The sequence below is a fragment of the Phormidium pseudopriestleyi FRX01 genome (assembly GCF_017313335.1).
GTDB classification, from domain to species: domain Bacteria; phylum Cyanobacteriota; class Cyanobacteriia; order Cyanobacteriales; family Laspinemataceae; genus Laspinema; species Laspinema pseudopriestleyi.
Genome location: NZ_JAFLQW010000599.1, coordinates 1 through 21,864, shown reverse-complemented (window position 1 = coordinate 21,864; position 21,864 = coordinate 1). Strand labels below are relative to the sequence as shown.

15 protein-coding genes are annotated in these 21,864 nt (G+C 48.6%); 9 read left to right on the top strand and 6 right to left on the bottom strand.

The genetic code is table 11. The annotated features are described in order from the left end of the window. Positions 1-47 precede the first annotated feature (47 nt). A complete protein-coding gene (locus tag J0895_RS22870) occupies positions 48-542 on the top strand; it encodes a hypothetical protein (protein WP_207090297.1) in 495 nt (164 codons plus the stop codon). A gap of 564 nt (positions 543-1,106) precedes the next feature. Here the strand turns inward: J0895_RS22870 and sds are convergent. Next, complete coding sequence (gene sds, locus J0895_RS22865; protein WP_207090296.1) at positions 1,107-2,078, bottom strand: solanesyl diphosphate synthase; 972 nt, start codon at positions 2,076-2,078, stop codon at positions 1,107-1,109. Positions 2,079-3,068: 990 nt separating this feature from the next. Here sds and J0895_RS22860 point away from each other — a divergent pair. Further along, positions 3,069-3,308, top strand: coding sequence for a hypothetical protein (locus J0895_RS22860; RefSeq protein ID WP_207090295.1), 240 nt, complete (start codon positions 3,069-3,071; stop codon positions 3,306-3,308). A 31-nt stretch (positions 3,309-3,339) separates the two neighbouring features. On the opposite strand, the gene murI is transcribed toward J0895_RS22860, so the two are convergent. Both murI and J0895_RS22850 read right to left on the bottom strand, forming a co-directional pair. Further along, positions 3,340-4,203 (bottom strand): glutamate racemase, encoded by an 864-nt coding sequence (gene murI / locus J0895_RS22855; protein WP_207090310.1) that lies wholly within the window; start codon positions 4,201-4,203, stop codon positions 3,340-3,342. 201 nt (positions 4,204-4,404) lie between these two features. Continuing rightward, positions 4,405-6,189 carry an N-acetylmuramoyl-L-alanine amidase gene (locus J0895_RS22850; RefSeq protein ID WP_207090294.1) on the bottom strand — a complete coding sequence of 595 codons (1,785 nt, stop codon included), beginning with the start codon at positions 6,187-6,189 and terminating at the stop codon, positions 4,405-4,407. Between the two features lie 796 nt (positions 6,190-6,985). On the opposite strand from J0895_RS22850, the gene J0895_RS22845 reads away from it, so the two are divergent. Continuing rightward, positions 6,986-7,372 (top strand): hypothetical protein, encoded by a 387-nt coding sequence (locus J0895_RS22845; protein ID WP_207090293.1) that lies wholly within the window; start codon positions 6,986-6,988, stop codon positions 7,370-7,372. Between the two features lie 30 nt (positions 7,373-7,402). Here the strand turns inward: J0895_RS22845 and J0895_RS22840 are convergent, their stop codons facing one another. Together J0895_RS22840 and J0895_RS22835 are read right to left on the bottom strand one after the other, a co-directional pair. Next, positions 7,403-8,575 (bottom strand): pyridoxal phosphate-dependent aminotransferase, encoded by a 1,173-nt coding sequence (locus tag J0895_RS22840; protein ID WP_207090292.1) that lies wholly within the window; start codon positions 8,573-8,575, stop codon positions 7,403-7,405. 226 nt (positions 8,576-8,801) lie between these two features. After that, positions 8,802-9,023 (bottom strand): hypothetical protein, encoded by a 222-nt coding sequence (locus tag J0895_RS22835; RefSeq protein ID WP_207090291.1) that lies wholly within the window; start codon positions 9,021-9,023, stop codon positions 8,802-8,804. A 325-nt stretch (positions 9,024-9,348) separates the two neighbouring features. Between J0895_RS22835 and J0895_RS22830 the strand changes: the two genes are divergently transcribed. The 4 genes from J0895_RS22830 to J0895_RS22815 all read left to right on the top strand — a co-directional run bounded on the left by J0895_RS22830 (position 9,349) and on the right by J0895_RS22815 (position 17,140). Continuing rightward, complete coding sequence (locus tag J0895_RS22830; RefSeq protein ID WP_207090290.1) at positions 9,349-9,684, top strand: STAS domain-containing protein; 336 nt, start codon at positions 9,349-9,351, stop codon at positions 9,682-9,684. Positions 9,685-10,646: 962 nt separating this feature from the next. Beyond that, positions 10,647-13,283, top strand: a complete 2,637-nt coding sequence (locus J0895_RS22825) for a TIGR03960 family B12-binding radical SAM protein (RefSeq protein ID WP_207090289.1) — start codon at positions 10,647-10,649, stop codon at positions 13,281-13,283. A gap of 1,008 nt (positions 13,284-14,291) precedes the next feature. Then, the gene (gene rne, locus J0895_RS22820) at positions 14,292-16,373 is read left to right on the top strand and encodes a ribonuclease E (protein WP_207090288.1); all 2,082 of its coding nucleotides are present in this window, start codon (positions 14,292-14,294) and stop codon (positions 16,371-16,373) included. 110 nt (positions 16,374-16,483) lie between these two features. Then, positions 16,484-17,140, top strand: coding sequence for a ribonuclease HII (locus J0895_RS22815; protein ID WP_207090287.1), 657 nt, complete (start codon positions 16,484-16,486; stop codon positions 17,138-17,140). A gap of 206 nt (positions 17,141-17,346) precedes the next feature. Here the strand turns inward: J0895_RS22815 and purM are convergent, their stop codons facing one another. Further along, complete coding sequence (gene purM / locus J0895_RS22810; RefSeq protein ID WP_207090286.1) at positions 17,347-18,372, bottom strand: phosphoribosylformylglycinamidine cyclo-ligase; 1,026 nt, start codon at positions 18,370-18,372, stop codon at positions 17,347-17,349. Between the two features lie 528 nt (positions 18,373-18,900). On the opposite strand from purM, the gene J0895_RS22805 reads away from it, so the two are divergent. Both J0895_RS22805 and J0895_RS22800 read left to right on the top strand, forming a co-directional pair. Next, the gene (locus J0895_RS22805; RefSeq protein WP_207090285.1) at positions 18,901-19,938 is read left to right on the top strand and encodes a septal ring lytic transglycosylase RlpA family protein; all 1,038 of its coding nucleotides are present in this window, start codon (positions 18,901-18,903) and stop codon (positions 19,936-19,938) included. 213 nt (positions 19,939-20,151) lie between these two features. Beyond that, positions 20,152-21,732, top strand: coding sequence for a bifunctional pantoate--beta-alanine ligase/(d)CMP kinase (locus J0895_RS22800; RefSeq protein ID WP_242541524.1), 1,581 nt, complete (start codon positions 20,152-20,154; stop codon positions 21,730-21,732). Positions 21,733-21,864: the final 132 nt, after the last annotated feature.

Sequence of the window (21,864 nt, the reverse complement as noted above, 5' to 3'; positions counted from 1 at the left end):
CTACAGCTAAACTTAAATGGATGATAGAAAGCTCGACCTATTTAACAATGAATTTAGATCGACAAGTTCAGCTTCTGATTGACAATGCACCCCAAGATGGTCAAACTCCTGGTATCGTGGCTGCGATCGCGCCAGCGTTGAAGCAACTGGCTTTGCAATTGCGCCATTCCCAGTATTATATCCTGCAAACTCTTAATCAACGTTGGATGGTGACGGCGTTACGCAATCGCGCTCAACCTGATCTTGAGAAACAGGTAATTTATGCTTTTCCTTCAGTTAAGGACGCCAGCAATGGTAGTTATGCTCCCAATGATTCACAAGCAATTGCTGTGCCGGTCCCGGTGATTCATATTTTATTTCAGATGGTGGCAATTGATACCCTCGATAGTGTGGTTTTTTTTGAAAAATCAGGAGATGTTTCTGCCGGGACGGAGGTTCGTCGTCAGGACCTTCAAACCCTGATTCAGGCGCAGTTACAACAACATCTGCAACTCCAGTCTAATCCGCTTAAATCTCGCCCAGTCCCGCCGGATATTGCCTAATTCCGATCCAGGGGGGAGTCCCGGTTTGGCCAGGTTAGCCCTTTTGGAGGACCTCTCCCCTGAACAGTCTGGAGAAATAGCTAGATAGCAAAGGGTTAGTCTGGTTCACCCGGATGGTGAGGGCGATTGGTTTTGACCTCGGTCGGGTTTTCTTTCTGTTTAGCAATCTGTTAACTCGGCAACCGCTTTGTTAAATCGGTTGTCGGGTGAATATTTCCACCGCATTGATGGATTTATTCCACAAAAATACTTCCGATTCATGGGGTCAAGGGCTTAAGCACTGGACCCTTGCTGGCTAACTCCCTCCTTCTTTCTTGGGTTTCGGTGCCACTGCCGCAGCAGAGGTCCCGAAATGGCGGAGGGAAATTTAGCAATTTGATGAGCAACTTGAATGGCGATCGCAATTTCCAGAAAAAGGGTTAAGCGCGATCGCGCCCGTGGAAGACTAGAGCCATCGACGGCGATCTCCTCCGAACCCTCAACACCCTCAACGGACCGTTAACGGTTCATCTTCGGTGCGATTTCGCTACCAGTGGATCCAACCCACTGGCTGAACGCTCATTGCTAATACAAGCGACTCAGGACATAATCCGCCAATTTTACCAAGGCTTGATGACATTCCCCCGGGGGCAGACCCTCTAAGTGCTTGACCGCACCCCGAGCATGGAAAGCGGCCAGTTCCCGAGCACGAGGGATGCCATTGGAGTCTTTAATCAAGGCGATCGCTTCGGCTAAATCCTCCTCTTCGGCAAACTCGCGCTCAATTAAAACCTCTAAATAGGGTTTCTCTTCCAACGCATATAACGTCGGTGCCGTCAGATTGCCGCTGCTGAGGTCCGAACCCGCATTTTTTCCTAAAACATCCGTTGAACCCGTGAAGTCTAAGATATCATCCACAATTTGAAACGCTAGACCAATCTGGCGTCCATATTGATAGAAGTTTTCCGCTAACTCTTCATCTACCTCACTTAATATACCCGCCGCTTTAGAACTGTTGGCAATTAAGGAGGCGGTTTTATAGTAGCTTTTTTCTAGGTAAGCTTCAATCCCTAAGCTGCTGTCAAATCGATTCAGCCCTTGCTGAATCTCTCCCTCGGCTAGATTCATAATCACTTCCGAGAGCAATTTGACCACTTCTAGGTTATCTAAGTTTGCTAAATACCAGCTCGATTGAGCAAACAGGAAATCCCCAGCTAACACCGCCACACGATTGCCAAATCGACTATGAACCGTCGGCACTCCTCGGCGGAGTTCCGATTCGTCCACTACATCGTCGTGGACTAAGCTGGCCGTGTGGATCATTTCCGTGATTTCAGCTAATCGTCGATGACGAGGGGTGATCTCTCCATCGGGTGCCAAGGCCCGCGAGAGCAACAGCACGATTGCTGGCCTCATCCGTTTTCCCTTGGCCCCAAAAAGGTACTCCGCCGCAGCGAACAAAATGGGGTGACGGGCACCAACTAGCTGTTTCAGGTTCTCGGTTAACAACCGCAGGTCTGCTTCAACCGGGGAAAATAGGGAGGTGGTTGAGGTCATGGATAGGCCGACTCAGACGTAAAGTTACGAAATTTTACATATATTCTAAGCGAAGCCTCTCCCGATCCGACACTTTTCTCATAAAAATATCCTGAAAAGCTCATCGGACCGATGTCTTGGCCTCTTTTTAAAGAATTGTTAAATAAAGTGGTGAAAACCCTGGAAAACTTAACCCGCTTGTGTTAGGGTAGAAAGTAAGAATTTAAAGATTCCATCCATAAGCGTAGCAACGCTACCTGATGTGGTTTGCCTCCGACGATAGCGCTCAAGTAACAGATTGTTAGCTAGGTGACTGATCTAGAGATCAGAACTTCTCCTAGGTGACTTGGGGCTTGGGATGTAGATTAGATAATTGGATGAGAAAAAAACCCAGAGTGGGTTACGTTCAGTAAACCCCATGCGGGTGGCTTTCAGTCTGGATTTTCTTTGATGATCGCTTCTTGTGTTTCGTTCGCTCCCGAGCAGGTTGTTGCTTTGGGAAAGCAAGTAGTAGCCATAACCCTGAAAAACCTAGAGTGGGTTTTTCTCGGTCACCGCAAGACCGATGGTATTGGGCTTGGTATTCACCACTCCCATTCATACTGTTTCATTGGCTCGGGATCCGTGGGATCCATCGAAAACCTAGAACGATAGAGATCTTTTGGAAGGGATGTATTTCCAGCTTTGAAGGTTACTGCTGTAACTGGAGGGGTTCGAGGAAGTCTCAATAGGTCCTCAAGATTAAGAAAAGGGTTTTCACCGAGCGACTATATGGGTCTGACCAGGCCCATGCCAGTATTTTGAAGCAAATTCTGCTTGAAAGTGCTGACAGAATTCATATAACTATTTTCGTTGACGACTCCCCCGCTTTCATTTCTGGCCGTACTATGACTTACACTGATATGCCTTTGATTATTCCGGTTCTGGCAACAGGTTATTTGTTAACCATTTATTTGCTGTTGAGTTTGGCAGTGCGACACGCGAAAGGGTCGAGTTCGAGACCTTGACTCCGTGTTCCTGCGGGATTCAGATGCAGGAGAACGATGGAGGTTGCAGAGCGATCGCACTCAAGCTTTTGGGCGATCGCTTTCGACTCCAGTGATTCGTCAGAAATTCCCTCACCTCTTCCTTAAAATAACTGGCCCTGGGGCGATCGCCTCACCGAGATACCAGAACCTAAGAACCAGAAACCCAAAATTTATCTCCAAAGACGGCCCAAACCCAATCTCCATCGGGCAAAAGGCCGCCTGAATGCTCAAAGCAATTTGAAACAGCGAATGGATCAAGGTTCCACCGGCAAAGGTTGACCTTCTAAAACAGGTAAACACACCTTGGACACCACCGGAGTACATCCGAGTAAGTGTACCGCCCGTTGAGCAAACTCTTGAGCACAACCACTCACTGTAAATCGAGTCGGGAGTGCCGGACCTGTCTCTCGTAGCCCTAACATCTCCAACTCCTGGGCCGCTGCTGCCACCACATGAACAGCCGGATCCACTAACTGGACCGAACTCGGCAAAATACTCTTGAAAACTGGAGCTAAAAGGGGATAGTGAGTACAACCATAAACCAACGTATCGATTTGCTGCTCTTGTAGAGGAGCCAAATATTCCCGTGCCACCTCCATCGTATAAGGGTCATTAATCAGGTTGCCTTCAATTAAAGGCACAAACTCCGGACAACCCACTTGCCAAACCCGCGACTCTGCATTCATTTCTTGAATCGCACGCCGATATGCATTACTCGCCGCCGTTGCCGGGGTCGCAATCACCCCAATCCGGCGACCTTGACTTACAGCAGCCCTCGCGCCGGGTAAAATCACGCCCAACATCGGCACGGGAAACTCTGCTTGCACCACTTCCAGGGCCAGAGCGGAACTGGTATTGCAGGCCATAATGACCATTTTGACATTCTGTGTCATCATCCAGTGGAGAATCTCGCGCACAAATTGGATAATTTCTGCTTGAGAGCGAGTGCCATAAGGAAGACGAGCAGTATCCCCAAAATAAAGAATGGATTCCTGGGGAAGCTGGCGGTAGAGTTCTCGCAAGACAGTCAGGCCCCCCAGACCACTGTCAAAAACCCCTATTCTAGGTCGTTGGTTGTTCCCATCAGCTCCAGGGGTATAGGGTGGGGAACCAGCAATGGAACTGGATAGATAGTCAGAGCCAGTATTGTGGACAAACCCATCGCTTTGTCCTGAACAATCGTCGTACAAGGGACTCAGGTCAGACTCAGAAAAGTTAGACACGGGTGATTGATTTGCGAGAAGTGTATGGGTTAGAAATCAGCAGTCAGGAGCCAAAATTCGGGAATCTTTCAGAAAGATTTTCGATTAAGAGGCCGACTATGGATTTTGCAGGTATTGTAGAACACCCTGAGCGATCGCCAGGGCTAATTGAGTCCGGTAAGCTGCATTAGCCAGTCGAGGGGCATCTTCTGCACCAGTGACAAACCCGACTTCCAGTAATACCGCAGGCATGGAGGTATGGCGTAAAACATAAAATCTCGCTTGCCGCACCCGGCGATCGCGAGCGCCAGTCCCTTGCAAAAGGCTGTTATGAAGGGTTTGGGCCAGACGCTGACCACTGGCATAATAATAAGTCTCAATGCCATTCACATCCGGGCGACTCATATCAATCGCATTGGCATGAATGCTCACAAAAATATCTGCATTGACCCGGTTAGCCAGTTGAACCCGAGGCGCTAAATCGATTTCCCGGTCATCCTGACGAGTCATGACAACTTGGACGCCATTTTGTTCTAAAATTCTCGCCACCTGTTGGGAAATGTCCATGACGACTCCCTTTTCTTGGAGTCCCCCAATCCCAACGGCACCGGGGTCTCTACCACCATGTCCAGCATCTATGACGACAACTCGTCGTCCATCGCGCGATCGCATTGGCGAAGGCGCAGGATAATTCATCGGTGCCGGGGCAGTGGGAATCGAGGTGCTGGAATTAGGGGCTGCTGCGACGTTACCGGGACGTTGTAAGGTAACCGAGAGCAATTGTGGACTGGGTTGGGTCAGGGGTCCAATCCGCACCCCAGCTGCGGGTTGGACTAGAATTGCCACAGTTTGGGGGTCTTCTTGCTGCAACTTTACCCATAAAAAAGCACCGCGATTCGTAGACTGAGGAGGTTGGACCCCATTGCCTAACTGGGCTGAGGGAATGACGATTCGATAGGCTCCAGAAGCGCGGTCCCATTCGCTGGTGTAGGTGAAGGGTTGATTAGATTTGATTAAAATTTGGGACCCATCTTGTTGCAGTTCGATGCCTTCAATGGTGACCATGCGATCGCTACTGGGATTCTGAGCCATTGCCACAGACCCGGACCCAACCCTGGAACCTTGAGGACCGGGCAGAACCACCACGCCACCCAAGTTGCTCGCGGTGACCTGCCAATTGGAGTTAGTATCCGATAATACGAAGGTCACTCGCACTCCAGGAGTTGACCCGTCCAGGGGGCGGACACTCATGCGAGCGACACCGTGGCGATCGAGCAGTTGGTCTCGTGACCCCATGTTGGGGGAGATTGTGGCCCCGGGGATATCCACATATAAGGAGCGATCGCTACTCCGCTCCATTTTGACTTGAGGCTGCCCCCCTCGGGTCCGGATAAAAAATCCATCCGGCGTCACCTGAACATTTTCGATTTGAACTCCGCTGCCCGATTGAGTCGGTGATGCCGCAGCCGATCCACTCGATGCTGCCCCAATTCGTTGAGGTGTCGGTAAATCCACCGTCCATTCCGTGGGAGTGATTCCCCGGAATTGCACCTGTTGCGGATCTAGGGTATAACCCGGGCTTAATTCAATCACTAATCGAGCCGTGTCTGACTCAAACTGTCCCACTCGAATTGACTCAAATCCGGGACTGCCAACGGGCTGAGTTACTGTCTGTCGATCCAGAGTAGTCCCGGGCAAATCAATCACAAGGCGTGTGGGATTGGCGATTAATTGCGCTTTCGGTTGAACCCCTCCAGCCGTCGTAAAGTGCAGTCGGTTTTGAGCCGTATCAAAACGCCAATATTCCAGTCTAGCCGCTTGCGCGGGAGCGGATAGTAGTAACACGGCAGTTGCCGCTGGGAGTAGCCAAGAAAATATTTGCGGTTTCACCCAATTTTTCATTATGAAAATGTTGTGTTTGCGGATAGTACAGCCATAGCGGTTAACAGGGGCTTGAATAGCCCAGTTGCCATCAGCACCCTCCCACGGGTTATAAGCCTTAGTTTATTAACATAATCTTAAGACTGGCTTGAACGATATCATGTTCTGCTCGGGAAAGGTGGAAGTTTTGTCCCCATCAAGCGTAACCTACCCTTTTTTCTAATTTTTTCAAAAGACCTCGCTGAGGGAACAGTGCAGGCTCAACCAGGGCAATTTTTCGCCTTCGGCTACACCCCCATCCACATTTTTCTTCTTGAGTCAACCCGGTTTTGACAGGGCTAGAATCCCTACTACATCTCCTGAGTAAGTTATTATATCTAGCTGACCGGGAGATGCAAACCATTCTCATGGGTTTTCAGAATTCCTCTGGTAGAGTAAGTCTCGATTCATTTTAAGGGGTCAATTCATGTCACTCAGGAATTGCCTGACAAAAAGTTCAATGGTCACCGATTTTTACAGGGTAAAGCTTTGAACCCTGAGAGGTTTTGGAACCCCTCAGAAACAGCCCAGTCTTTGAGTGGGAATGCCCTACTCAGAATTGGACACCCATTCGCGATCGCGTCCTTACCCAGGTTTCCAACATTTTTCAGGCAACTAACCCCCTTCTCCGGATGCACCATTGCCTGAGTGCCAATTGCGTTCCTCCGTCGGAGTTTCTCAGATAGGGGTGTAATGACCTCTCGATCCGCTTTGGGATCTCAACTTAAGCTAAACCCCGCTTGTCTGTGCCGTTTTTAGGGTGCTGTAAAAGTAATTCATGCAATTTTCTTGTTCTTTTCAACCTTGTCAGATTGTCTGCCTCGAATATCACCAAACTTGCCTCTATGCAGAAGTGATTCAAATTTTGGCAACTCGTTCGATGTTATGGTTGAGGCCCCTGATGTTGGCCGAGGGTCCTGTTCTGAACCGTCTACCCTTTCCGGATGAATCCCGAGAGCTGTATGATCTACGTCAGGGTGCAGATCTCGTCTGGCCTCAAAGTTTATTCCGCTTGGCTTTGGATACGGAAGTGATTCCTTTATTGACGGAACTCCAAAGTTTTCCTCCTCCAGAACCCGGGTTCTGTGCGATCGCCCACGATCGCCTCCGCTCTTTTGTTCAACAGGTTTGGCAAGCTCATCCTGAAGCGTTTGATGGGTGTTAGCGATCGCACCCAACTCCTGCACCCGCTTGTTTATTGATAACGAATTCCCGCATCTTTCATGCGGTGAATCCCCTCAATTAATCTCTCTTCTGGTAGGGTTAAAGCAATGCGGAAAAATCCTTCCCCTGCCGCGCCATATCCGTTTCCGGGTGGAACGATAATTCCGCATTTTTCTAATAGCACCGTGACAAACTCAGCAGAAGAATAGCCTGGGGGAACAGGAGTCCAAACATATAGAGTTGCTTTCGGGGGTGAAATCGGCCAGCCTAGAGATTGTAAACCTTGAATTAAGATATCTCGGCGATTTTGATATACGGAAATCACCGATTGGAGTTCTTCTTCGGTGGTTGAAAAGGCGGCGATCGCCGCCCGTTGAATGGCCTTGAACACTCCCGAATCTACATTTGATTTAACCTGACGCAATCCTTGAATTCCTTTGGCATTCCCCACGACAAAGCCGATACGCCATCCAGTCATATTATACGCTTTAGACAAGCTGTGAAATTCGATGGTGACATCCTTGGCACCGGGTACTTCTAAGACGCTGGGGGGTTTATAGCCGTCGTAAGCCATTTCTGCATAAGCATGATCGTGACATAACAAGATGTCATGCTTACGGCAAAAGGCTACTAATTTTTCAAAAAATTCTAAAGAGGCGATCGCTCCCGTGGGATTGCTGGGATAATTAATCCACAACAACTTAGTCTGCCGCGCCACCTCTGAGGGAATCGCCTCTAAATCTGGTAAAAATCCCCGTTCTGGCGTCAGCGGCATGGTATATGGTTCGCCACCGGCAAACAGGGTAGAGGAATGATAAACCGGATAACCCGGATCCGGAATTAAGGTATAGTCTCCTGGTTCCACAAAGGCTAAAAAGGTATTATGAATCGCTTCTTTTGAGCCAATTGAAGAGACAATTTCGTGGTCTGGGTCTAATCCTTTCACCCCAAACCGTTTCTCCATCCACTGCACCCCTGCTTCCCGGAACTCCTGCGTTCCCTGATAGGGGGGATAGTTATGGGTTGCTGGATCCTCGATCGCCTCATGCATAGCCTGAAGAATATGTGCAGGGGTCGGTTTGTCCGGATCGCCGACCCCCATATTAATGATGTCAATCCCTTTGGCGATGAGTTCGTTGCGCTTGCGGTCAATCTCCGCAAATAGATAGGGAGGAATTTTTTCTAAACGTTTGGCAAACTGCATGACGACGTGACAACCCGATCCAGGTCAGCATAAAAAAACCTGAAGACAGTTTACCGCACTTTTTGATCCCCTAAAGTTTCTTTTTGACCGGGGGAAACAAGCCCCGTTAGGCTGGGACCTGAGTAGTCGGTTTGCGGGTCCAATGCACCCCGATTCAGGGGTTGCAACCGATTGAAGGCGGTTTTTGAGTTGGGGGTTGGTTTTGGCGGCGATCGCGTTGGATGTTTTATGGACTCGCGACTAATTGAATCCGACCTGCATCCATTTCCGCCATTAATAATTCCAAGGCTTCATAATCTACATCATCGATATAACCAAGGCGGCTTAACTCAGAGTTGATACCATTTTCGATATCTGGAGTTAACCGCTTGATATAGAGCGCTTTCTCTACCAGTTGACGAATCACTGCGGTACCTCGCTTGGGGGCGATCGGGAGAATTCGATACATCTATCATTGTCGGCTAAATCTTGACCGGCACAGGTGATAAGATTCGGCCTTTGTTGGTGATTTCGATCGCATAATAATTTGACAGTCTGTGATAAACCTATTCCAAACCCCAATTTTGTTGGACTTGCGGAAATCACTGAGGCAATTGAGTATAATTTAATACGTTTTAGAGCTTCTTAATGAAAACTTTATAAAACCTGGATTAAATAAAAAGATTCAACGAAATCACTCCCACTCTATAGAAGATTTTTAGGAAACTAGACTAGATTATAAAAATAAGATGTTAATTTTACTACTTAAGTGGCTTTCAGCCGAGGTTAAACAGATGCTTACTAATGTTGCCAGTCCCGAAATTAGCTTCGTGAGGTTACAAGGTGAATTCAACGCCTCTAATGCCGCTGCACTTCAAACTCAACTGACTACAGTCGTCCAGTCCTCGATCCCTTCTACGGTTCTGGTTGATATGGAAAATGTGAATTTTCTGGATAGTGCGGGTCTGATGGCGTTAGTTTCAGCGATGAGTCTGGCCCACCGACTCAACCGTCGCTTTAGTTTATGTGGAGTCTCTCCCTCGATTCGGATTATTTTTGAAATCACTCAACTTGATCGGGTATTTGAGCTATTTGAAACTCGGGCAGAATTTGAAGCAGTTTTGAATTAGAACTCTTTCTGAACTGTTAAATGTAGATCGGGCTTTGATTCACTTAACTTAAGAATGTCTAAAAAATCTATTTCAATAGGGGCAAATTCCCGGAAGGCATAAAAACATGGAATTTTGCCTCTTTTGCATGGGAAGCTAAGAGTTAACTTCTGATGATTTTCCGGCGGTTATGATTTAATGAATTGCTTTTTTTAGCTGAATTTTTGATGAACCGAGACTTTTTAGATGCAAATAAGCGGATTTTTTGGCAGAGTAAGGTGACATAATAAGGAACAATCAGAAACTATTTGTTTTTAATCTGGAATTTTGTATCTAGTATTAATTTTTTTAAGGACTTTTTATAGGGATAAAAATCTTAAAAACCAGGATGATTTAATTTTGAAAAGATTTAAGTGAGCCTAAATCTGTGGAGAGGTAGTTTGAAAACTACCTCTCCACAGATTTAGGATTTAAGACCTTGAAGCGTTATCCAACTGCTACAAGGCGGGCTTAAATCTGTCCATCAAAGACTTTTCATCCTGCTTTTATTTTTAGCGTGTATGTTTTAATGACTTTCAGGTACTACGAACATTAGAGCACGACTGAAGTCGTTACTACGAACATAAGAGCACGACTGAAGTCGTTACTACGAACATTAGAGCACGACTGAAGTCGTTACTACGAACATTAGAGCACGACTGAAGTCGTTACTACGAACTGGGGATTATGTATGATTTTTTGAGAGGGAATCCAGGATAGAGAGGGCGGGAGATGAATTGTCTCTATCTATAGAGAAGAGGGAATAGATGGGGCAGTCCTGGTAGAATCTCTTCAGTCTTGAGCTTTTGAGCTTGAGCGTTAAGCCTTCATCCTTCCCTGCAAGCGTATAAAATAAAGAGGCTCGAAGGGTACATCAGTATTGACTGGATGTGACGTGGCCCTGATGAAGGGCATCGAGAACCATTAAAAAGTAGAGAGTTGCCGTGTCAGTTGCAGTAGAGAAACTCCTCACCCCAGACATATTACAACCCGCTCGTTATCTGGGTAATGAGTTGGGGGCGGTGCATAAACCTTGGGAAAGTGCCGTTGTGCGTTGGGTGCTCACCTATCCAGAAGTTTATGAGGTAGGAGCCTCCAATTTAGGGCATCTGATTCTATACAACATTTTGAATGCCCAACCGCGACAGCTTTGCGATCGCTCGTATTTACCGGGTGCGGACCTGGTTTTGAAGCTGCGAAATACCCAGACTCCTTTATTTTCCGTGGAGTCGAAGCGATCGCTGCCGGAATTTGACATCCTCGGATTCAGCCTCAGTTATGAACTCGGGGCCACGAATATCTTAGAAATGTTGGACCTGGGGGGCATTCCCCTAACCGCCAAAGAGCGTTCTAGTCCAGGTCCTTGGAACGTTGAAGCCGGAAGCTGGCCCCTGGTATTCGCTGGGGGCCAAACCGCCACCTCTAACCCGGAACCCTACGCGGAGTTCTTTGACTTTATCGCCCTCGGTGACGGGGAGGAACTCCTGCCGGAAATTGGGTTAGTGCTCCAAGAAGGCAAAGCTGCCGGATTGACTCGGGAAGAATTGCTGTTTGATTTAGCGCAAGTTCCGGGAGTGTACGTTCCCCAGTTCTACGATATGGCGGAGAATGGATCCGTGCATCCCAACCGTCCCGGAGTGCCGAAACGGGTATTGCGACGAGTGGCAACCCCGATTCCAGCTTATTCCATCGGGTTAGTCCCTTATGTGGAGACGGTGCACGATCGCCTGACGATGGAAATTCGCCGGGGATGCACTCGCGGATGTCGCTTCTGTCAACCGGGAATGCTGACCCGTCCCGCCCGAGATGTGGATCCAGACCAGGTAATCGAGGCGATCGAGGCGGGAATGCGCGCCACCGGCTATAACGAATTTTCCCTCTTGTCCCTGAGTTGTTCGGACTATCTGGCATTGCCTGCGGTGGGAATGGAAATCAAAAATCGACTCAAGGACCAAAATATTTCCCTGTCCCTGCCGTCGCAACGGGTCGATCGCTTTGATGAAAATATTGCCAATATCCTCGGGGGCACCCGCACCAGTGGGCTGACTTTTGCCCCAGAAGCGGGAACGCAGCGGATGCGGGATATCATTAATAAAGGTCTAACCAACGAAGAACTATGGCGGGGCATTAAAACCGCTTATGAACAGGGCTGGAATAAAGTCAAACTTTATTTTATGATCGGCTTACCTGGAGAAACCGACGCGGATGTTCTCGGAATTGCCGAAACCGTCCATTGGCTCCAACAGGAGTGTCGTGCATTAGGAGGGAAGCGGTTAGAGGTCACCTTGACGATTTCTAACTTTACGCCGAAACCCCATACTCCGTTCCAATGGCATTCCGTCTCTACGGCTGAATTTTTGCGGAAGCAGGACCTGCTTCGCCAGGAATTTCGCCGAATGCGAGGGGTGAAGGCCAATTTTACGGATGTGCGGATTTCGGCGATGGAAGATTTTGTGGGCCGAGGCGATCGCCGTTTAGCGCCTGTGGTGCGTCGGGCTTGGGAACTGGGTGCTGGGATGGATTCTTGGTGGGAGAGTTTGGACCGGGCTTTTGGAGCCTGGACCCAGGCGATCGCCGAATCAGATTTAAGTTGGAAATACCGGCAAGTCGAAAGTGGCGAATGGAACGTCATGGACGGCACTAGCACCGACTTAGATGCTCGACTCGATGCCCCTCTACCCTGGGATGTTATAGATACCGGAATTGATAAAAACTGGTTGAAAGAAGATCTCAAGCTGGCACTGGCTGCGGCAACGGTTCCCGACTGTTCTTTTGAGGGTTGTTCCCATTGTGGGGTCTGTGGTGTTGACTTTGGTCACAATATCGTTGTTGCACCCCGGACGATTCCGGAATTTGCTGGTCACTTTTCGCCTAACACCGATCGCGTCCAACGATTGCGCCTGTGGATGGGTAAAATGGGTGACATGGCACTGGTCAGCCATCTGGATTTGCTCCGATTATTCGATCGCGCTGTGCGACGAGCGAATTTACCGATCTCTTTCACTGGGGGATATCATCCCGGACCTCGAATTTCACCGGCGAACGCTCTGACCCTGGGTTACACCTCGGAAAGCGAAATCGTAGATTTTGAACTGACTGAACTCATGGATCCCGAGGAATTCCGGGAAAGGTTGAGTGTTCAACTTCCGGCAGAACTGCCGATTTATCGGATTGAGCCGGTGGCGGTGAAAGCGCCTTCGGCGAGTCAACTCCTGGACCAAGCTGAGTATATACTGCGATTGGGTTTAACCCCATCGGCAGACCAGGAAGTAGCCTTGCAACCGTCAGACTGGCAGCAGTGGATCGAGGAAATCCTGGCCGCTGAGGAAATTGAATGGGAACATACGACCAAAAGAGGGAAAGTCAAATGGGTGAATTTGCGCGATCGCCTCTTTGAATTGGAACAGGTTGAAGTATCTGCGGATGCCTTGACTTGCACCCTCCGCGTTCTCGGGAGTTGCCGTCATGATGGCACGCTATTACGTCCCACCCATATCCTCTATATGTTTGAACGCATGGCAAAACGGGAGTTTGAGTTGTTGCACGCTCACCGAAAACAGTTGATTTTGGCTGAAATCTGAAATTTATTTACCGTTATCCTAGATTCTGCTAAAATATAACCCGATGGCCCAACCCATCCCTACCCGAGGCCAACCGAACTCAGCCTTTGAGAAAGTTTAGGGTTTCCTGCCTTTACCTCCCTCAAATTGAGTCAGCGGAGGGTAGAAAGTCGAGGGGCCTTTTGAAAAAAGGGCCATCGTCATAGAGAGCATTCGATCAAGACAAACAGCCTAGGGACCTTTAAAACGGGTCAAGTTTTGAGAAAGCAACAGAGATAGAGCCGATCGCTGTTCTTCTGTCGGACCCATCGGTTGTGATAACCCCTTAGAGGCTAAGTGCGAAGCCGTTAAGGGTGAATTTGTCAAGATTAATTTCCAACTTTCTGTTCTCTATACAGTCACCACAGTGTCAAAGGGCCAATAATCATCTCGGTAGTTGTGGTTGGACAAACCGTAGAGAGGCGAAATTTAGCAGTTCTACAACCGTAGCCGCACCAGATGCCAAGCACGAGATGCTGGCAATCATTCCTTGCCGCTAAAACTTTCAGAATTTAGATGTATTATTTGCCAGTTCGCCAGAGGGATTGGATATCCGCTCTTTCGCGAGTGGGAATCCAAAGTATTCTCCGAATGTCATCAGGATACCCTTGTCATCGTAGCTATTGATTCGATCGCGAAAGTCGCGGGCTTTTCGGCAATAGCTCTAGTTTGGACCCAATGGGGGATATCAAAGATTAATTTTTCGCCCTAGCGGGTCGGTTCAGTATTAGATAAACAGGACAAGGAACTAGGTTCTAGGTCCAAAGCAATTTGCTTTCGCCAGCATAAATTTTGTAAAGAACCCGTGTTGTCTTCCCTCTTCTGTCCCGACACCCTAGAAAATCAAGTTTCGTTTTTTCTATAGCTACATCGTACGTATTCATCGGTCGTACTGGGCTTTTGATGCCACGAGCGAAAGAAAGAAAACGTAGAGACTCGACTAAAGATCTCTGTTGGTGATAGCTCATAGCCAAGTTTTGAGGAAATTGAATGCCGAAGCAAATTATTATCGCAGAGCAGTATAGAATTGCTGCTGTTTTTTCTGAAGATCAGATTCAGGAACTCGTTGTCGCCACCGGAACGCACCAGGTCAGTGATATCTATCTAGGAGTGGTGGAAAATGTCCTCCCGGGGATAGATGCAGCATTTGTTAACATCGGCGATCCGGACCGCAATGGATTTATTCACGTTACGGACCTTGGACCTTTACGCTTAAAACGCTCCTCCGGAGCCATCACGGAACTGTTGTCACCCCAACAAAAAGTTCTGGTCCAGGTGATGAAGGAACCGACGGGAAATAAGGGACCCCGCCTGACTGGAAATATTACCCTTCCCGGTCGCTATCTGGTCCTGATGCCGTTTGGTCGAGGGGTGAATCTCTCTCGCCGGATCCGCACTGAGGCGGAACGGAATCGACTCCGTGCTTTAGCTATTTTGATTAAGCCGGCTGGGATGGGACTGTTAGTCCGCACGGAAGCTGAAGGGGTCGGCGAAGAGGCCATTTTAGAAGATTTAGAGTTTCTCCAAAAACAGTGGGAGGATGTCCAACGGGAAGCGGCGACGATTCGCCCTCCGGCACTGTTGAATCGAGATGATGATTTTATTCAGCGCGTGCTTCGGGATATGTACAGCGCTGATGTGAATCGCATTGTGGTGGATGCCACCACTGGGGTGAAGCGCGTTAAGCAACAGTTGATGATTTGGAATGAGGGTAAAATGCCTCCGGGGGTGTTGATTGATGAACACCGCGAACGCACTCCGATTTTGGAATATTTTCGGGTGAATGCGGCGATTCGCGAAGCGCTCAAACCGAGGGTGGATTTACCGTCTGGGGGTTACATTATTATTCAGCCGACGGAAGCGCTGACGGTGATTGATGTCAACTCTGGATCGTTTACGCGATCGGCTACTTCCCGGGAAACGGTGTTGTGGACGAACTGTGAAGCGGCAACGGAAATCGCCCGTCAATTGCGGTTACGGAATATCGCCGGGGTGATTATTGTCGATTTTATTGATATGGACTCCCGTCGGGACCAATTACAGGTTCTGGAGCATTTCAATAAGGCCCTGAAAGCGGATAAAAATAGACCGCAAATTGCTCAACTCTCTGAACTCGGGTTGGTTGAACTGACCCGCAAGCGCCAAGGTCAGAATGTGTATGAGTTGTTTAGTGACTCTTGCGCCACTTGTGGGGGGTCAGGACATCATGTGCATTTGCCGGGAGAAGGAGATGTTCAGGTAGAACCAATCCAGCCGATTCTCCCGGATGTGAGCGATCGCCTGGTGGTCCCCTCGCCGGTTAAGGAAACTCGCATCCCAGAACCCACCGTCCGCGATGTCCCCGATTATGAGTCAACGACGGAAGTATCGGAGTTGGATCTGCTCAATCATCCCAGCTATCAAGAATTGGGTCCAGGAAGCCCACGCCGTCGTCGCCGTCGTCGCTTAGATGCCGGTGAAGGCGAGGAAACGGAGGAAACGCTAAAAACTACGGCGGTTCGTAGTACCTCGCCAATCCTACCGGGGAGTCGGGAACCGAAACCGGAATGGACTGAACCGGAACCTTATGTGGGTGTTCCCGCTTATGCGCTGACGAATGACCGAGATATGCGTTCGTCGAAGGAGGATCGTCCTGATCGATCAGACCGGAATCGCCGTTTCCGCGATTATGACAAGGTGAACGAACCGTCCGAGGTGATTCACGTCGAAATGTCGCCGGAAGAGCAAGATGTCTATGCGCTGATGGGGATTTCTCCGTTGCTGCTCCGGGAAGAGGAGGTGAAACTTTCTAAATCAGCCGTCATCTCGGTGACGGAACCGGGAGAGTCGGTTTCTTCTTTCTCGGAACAGAGTTTTGACGATGAAGAACCCATTGCAGAGGCGGATGTAGAGGAGGAATCTCTAGAGGAGGACTCTCCCGAGGAGAATTTGACTCCGGTTAATCAGGCTGATGCTGATGATGATGATGATGATGATGACATCTCCGCATCCGATGAGGAAGACAATGAGGATGATTCGGCAGGAGTCGCCACTCGTCGTCGTCGCCGTCGTTCTTCTGCGGCAGAAGGTTAGTTCGTTTTGACTCAATATTGTCCTTGGAGAGTCATTCCACTTCTCCAAGGACAATCTTTTTGTTTAAATTTTGTTTGAACCCAAATAATTGTTTACCCCCCAAAAAAATCGTGCCGTTAAATGTGCCGCAACAGCTTAGTCTCTGGGATGTCTCAGATAACAGCAAAAATCCTCAGAAAACGCCCCCAAATGACTGCATTGCTGGAGTAGATGAAGTGGGACGGGGTTGTTTATTTGGTCCGGTGGTTGCAGGCGCGGTGATTTTGTCCGATGAGGCGGCGGCACTTTTGAAGGCAGCAGGGGTAACGGATAGTAAGAAGCTGTCCCATAACCAACGCTGTCGGTTAGCAAAACTGATCCGGGAAGAGGCGATCGCCTATGCAATTGGCATGGCATCGGTCCAAGAAATCGATCGCCTTAATATTTTACAAGCCTCTCTGTTAGCAATGAAACGGTCCGTCAATAAACTCCAAGTTCAACCGGAATTCTGTTTAATTGACGGCAATCAGCGCGTTCCTAATTTAGGAATTCCCCAACAAACGATGATTAAAGGAGATAGCAATTCGTTAGTGATTGCCGCTGCCAGTATTTTGGCAAAAGTCTGGCGCGATGAGTTAATTGTGCGCTTGGCGAAGAAATATCCGGAGTATGATTTGACAAGTAATAAAGGATATGGTACTGCAAAACATACTCAGGCATTGCAACAGTATGGGGTATCTCGGCAACACCGGCGATCGTTTGCACCTTGTCGGATAGGGGGCATTTGACTCATGGGGTATCCATCGCAATCAGGAAGGAGTGAGGAGTGCGATGGATACCTGATGAGTCCGGAAACCGCTATAATCTTTGTATAATTGAGGGTTAATCAGACCGGGAAGTTAAAGATTTTAGCAATAACTTGAGCATCTGACTCACGCTCCAATATTTCCACCTGATGGCGAGCGAATTGCCGGTCAATCCCCAAAATTTACTCTTACTCTGGAATCCCGACTAATTCCCCCGTTCCTTCAATGACTTCCCCAATTTGATAGGCAGAAATTGCCTGGAATTCAAACCATTCAATGGTTTTTTCGGCTTGATTAGCTGGCACAATCACTACATAACCAATACCCATATTAAAAGTATTAAACATTTCGGGCAAGGTTACAGTTCCTACCTCAGCTAACCAGTTAAAAATAGGCAGAATCGGCCAACTGTCGGGGTCAATTTGGATGGATAATCCTGCCGGTAAACAACGGGGGAGATTTTCTGGTAATCCACCTCCGGTAATATGCGCCATGCCGTGAATTTCTATTCCGGCTTTTCGCGCGGCTAATACGGGTTTAACGTAGAGTTGGGTGGGGGTGAGCAAGACTTCGCCGACGGATGCGTTGAGTTGTTCCGGTTTGTCTTGCCAATCGATATGGCGATCGCTCACAATCTTTCTAACTAGGCTAAATCCATTACTATGCACTCCGGAACTCGCCAGCCCGATCGCCACATCTCCCACTTGGATTTGCTGACCCGTGAGCAGTTCGCTTTTTTCCACGACTCCCACACAAAACCCCGCTAAATCATATTCTCCCGGTTGATAAAATCCGGGCATTTCTGCGGTTTCTCCCCCTAACAGGGCACAACCAGATTGTTTACATCCGTCGGTAATTCCTTGGACTACATTCGCCAGTTGTTCTTGATTGAGTTTTCCAGTGGCTAAATAATCTAAAAAGAATAGGGGTTCGGCACCGGATGTTAAAACATCATTCACACACATTGCTACTAAGTCAATGCCAACGGTATCGTGGCGATCGAGCAACATGGCGAGTTTGAGTTTTGTTCCCACCCCATCGGTCCCAGAGACTAAGATGGGTTGCTGATATCCGGTGGGTAACTCGAAATAACCGCTAAATCCACCAATCCCCCCAAGGACTTCCGGTCGATGGGTCCCTGTAACCATATTCCGAATTTTCTGGACAAAGGCTCGACCCGCCTCAACATCCACGCCTGCCTCTCGATAATCCATGTATCAACCCATCTGAACGGCTATTTCCACCTTGGCTATTCTACAGGGGAGGTAGGACGGATGGATAGCAGGAAGCAAGATGTTTTTACCCAATCCGGTTCTCCAAGACTTGCTTTACTCTTCAGCCTGCGGAGGCAGGCTTTGTCCGTATAGCCCCACCCTTGAGGGTGCGGGTTTTTGCTCTTGGCAATTGAATACATCGCAAAATTTGCCCATTGAATGTAAAGTTTTGATAAAGTATTCTTTCCCGCCGATAAATCCGAAATCCTAATTCTATCTGGGTTTAAGTAGGATAGCCCCAGTTTTGTAATTGTAAAGTTTTAATAAAGTTACCCCCCTTGAATCGACTATACCGATCCCCAATCCCAAACCTTTGTGATAGTCTGTTGCAGTTCAACACACCAAACCGAAAACGTATCGACTATGAGAAGGGTTGCTCAAGCCCCAGGGAATGAGCTATATAGCCGCTATCAAAGGGCCTAACCCGACTCATGGATTGTTCTTTACCAGTTCCTCACAGCAAAATATATGAAGCAAAGATTTTGGTGGACAACGGTTGTGCTGCTAATGACCGCCTGCGGGACAACCTCAACCAGTCATGCTGAATCAAATAGACCCGTCAATTTGAACTCGGATCCAGACCGAATCCAGGTGAATCCTTGGTCCGAAGTCATCACTAAGATTCAACCCCATGAAATCACCGGGAAACCTGCCGCCACCCTTTATGTGCGAAATATTCCTGTCTTGACCTTTATCGAGTCTGTGGACATGACTGGGGATTCCAATTCAGAGATTGAGATGGGGTTGCCCGGATCGGGACTGGAGGCAAAGGGATTGAGGGAGTTAAGCAGTTTGGGATCCAACGCGATCGCCCAGATGCAGTCCGAGAATCCCAGGGATCCTGTATCGAGAGCAGAGGCGATCGCCTCCAGTTTGAATCAGTTACGACAAAGTAACGCCACACCCGAAATTACCCTGGATTGGAATGGGGAATTGGACGAGGAAGGATACCCCATCCGTGACAGCTATCTCATCAAAGTCAATGGCATGAACCTGGTGGCGATCGACGACGAGCAAACCCGACTACCGGACACCACCAACGACTTAGCACAAGACGCAATTCAGGCCACAAATCGACTCCGCCGCCTGATTGCCAGCGCATCCCCGATCGCCGAAATTGCCAATCGCCCCCAACCCAGACCGGAACCGGAACCGCCAACCCTACAAGCTGTCACCCCGGAATATCTTCAATACCAAATCAACGGGATGGCCTCTTGGTATGGCCCTGGATTTCATGGTCGAATGAGTGCCAGCGGGGAAATCTTTGACGAAAATGCTTTAACAGCGGCCCATCTGTATTTGCCTTTCGGGACCCAAGTCCGGGTCACCAACCTGGATAATGGGAACTCTGTGGTGGTCAGAATTAACGATCGCGGACCTTATACCGGAGGACGCATTATCGATGTTTCAGCAGCAGCAGCCCAGAATCTGGGCATGATCAATAGCGGCGTTGCACAGGTGCGTCTGGATATTTTAGGGTCATCCACCACCTCATCTGCCGAGTAATCGGAGGTTAGTACCCTACAGGCTAGAATACCCGGTTTCTGACTTTAGGTAGGGGGCTAGAAACCGGGTTTCTGCCTAGATTGTGGTTCCGTGTCATAAAATTGGGAAAAGAAACCCGGTTTCTGAGACTTGGTGGGGACAACTCTGCGGAAAAATCATCCGTCCTGACTTCCGCCTTCATCCTTTCCTGGGATAAACTACTCTGCAAAGAGGATGTTTGGTAAAGATTTGGGGGTTGTGGTGCGCCTGTTTACAACGGTTGTTGCGTTGCGCTGTTATTTAGAACTAGAGTCTAAGGGTCAGACTGTGGGTTTGGTTCCGACGATGGGAGCCTTGCACCCGGGCCATCTGAGTTTAATTGAACGGGCTAGAGCCAGCAATGATATTGTTGTTGTCAGTATTTTTGTCAATCCGCTGCAATTTGGTCCGAATGAGGATTTGCTGCGATATCCTCAGCGGTTAGAGGGCGATCGCCTCCTGTGTGAACAAGCGGGAGTGAATGTCATCTTTGCACCGACGCCGGAGGAGATGGGAATTATTGAAGGGACAGAGGATTCCTTAACTCAGGTGGGGCCTCCGCAGTCGATGATGTCTGGATTATGTGGCCGATCGCGTCCTGGTCACTTTCAGGGGGTCGCGACTATTGTTACCAAACTCTTCAATGTGGTAGAACCGGACCGGGCTTATTTTGGGCGAAAAGATGCCCAGCAACTGGCGATTTTACAGCGGATAGTTCGGGATTTGAACCGGACGGTGGAAATTGTCCCCTGTGAGATTGTTCGAGAGGCTTCGGGATTGGCAATGAGTTCTCGAAATCAGTATCTTAGTGATGAAGAAAAAGCGCGTGCAGCAGTGCTGTATCGTAGCTTACAAAAGGCTCAAAAAGTTTTTCTCGGGGGTGAGCTAACTCGTCAGGGTATAATTGCTGCGGTTCAAGGTGAATTGAGCCTTGAACCGGACGTTAACCTAGAGTATTGCGAATTGGTAGAACCGACAAGCCTTGAACCGATTGATAGCATAGAATCTGCGGGATTAGTGGCGATCGCCGCGCGGATTGGCAACACCCGATTAATTGATAATATTATCCTGAAAGACCGCCAACCGATTGTAGCCATAGACGGTCCAGCGGGTGCCGGGAAATCTACTGTAGCCCGTAGAGTGGCGAAACAACTGGGATTGATGTATTTAGATACAGGGGCCATGTATCGGGCGATAACTTGGTTGGTTCAGGAAAAAGGGATTTCTTTTGACGATGAACCGGCGATCGCAGAAGTGGTCAGTCGGGCCAAAATCGAATTTATCGACACCAGTGAGGACCCGGCGATTCCCACCCAAGTTTGGGTAGATGGATGTAACGTAACTGAGGCGATTCGCACTCAAGCAGTTACGGCCAATGTTTCCCAAGTTTCTAGCTTGAAAAGCGTGCGACTTCATTTAGTCAAACAGCAGCAGCAGTTTGGAGAACGCGGTGGAATCGTGGCAGAAGGGCGAGATATTGGCACTCATGTTTTCCCCAATGCCGAGTTGAAAATCTTTTTAACCGCTTCAGTGAGTGAAAGAGCGCGCCGACGTCAACAAGACTTGATAAAATCCGGGGAGGAAGGGATTACCCTTAGTCTGCTTGAAGGCCAAATTGCACAGCGCGATCGCCTAGATAGCACGCGCAAAATTTCCCCCTTGACAAAAGCAGAAAATGCGATTGAAATTGATACAGACCATCAAACTATCGATGAAGTCATCGGTGAAATCGTCAAACATTATGCAACAATCGTCAGCGCTAAATTTGAAGAATAAGTACAAGGAATTGACAGAATAATGGACTAACGGCTAGGGAATTTGAGACAACTCACTCCTGAGCATTTTTCGAGGTTTAGGGTAAGCAATACGGGCTATAGCCATAATAAAGTTACAAATTTGGGGTGCATC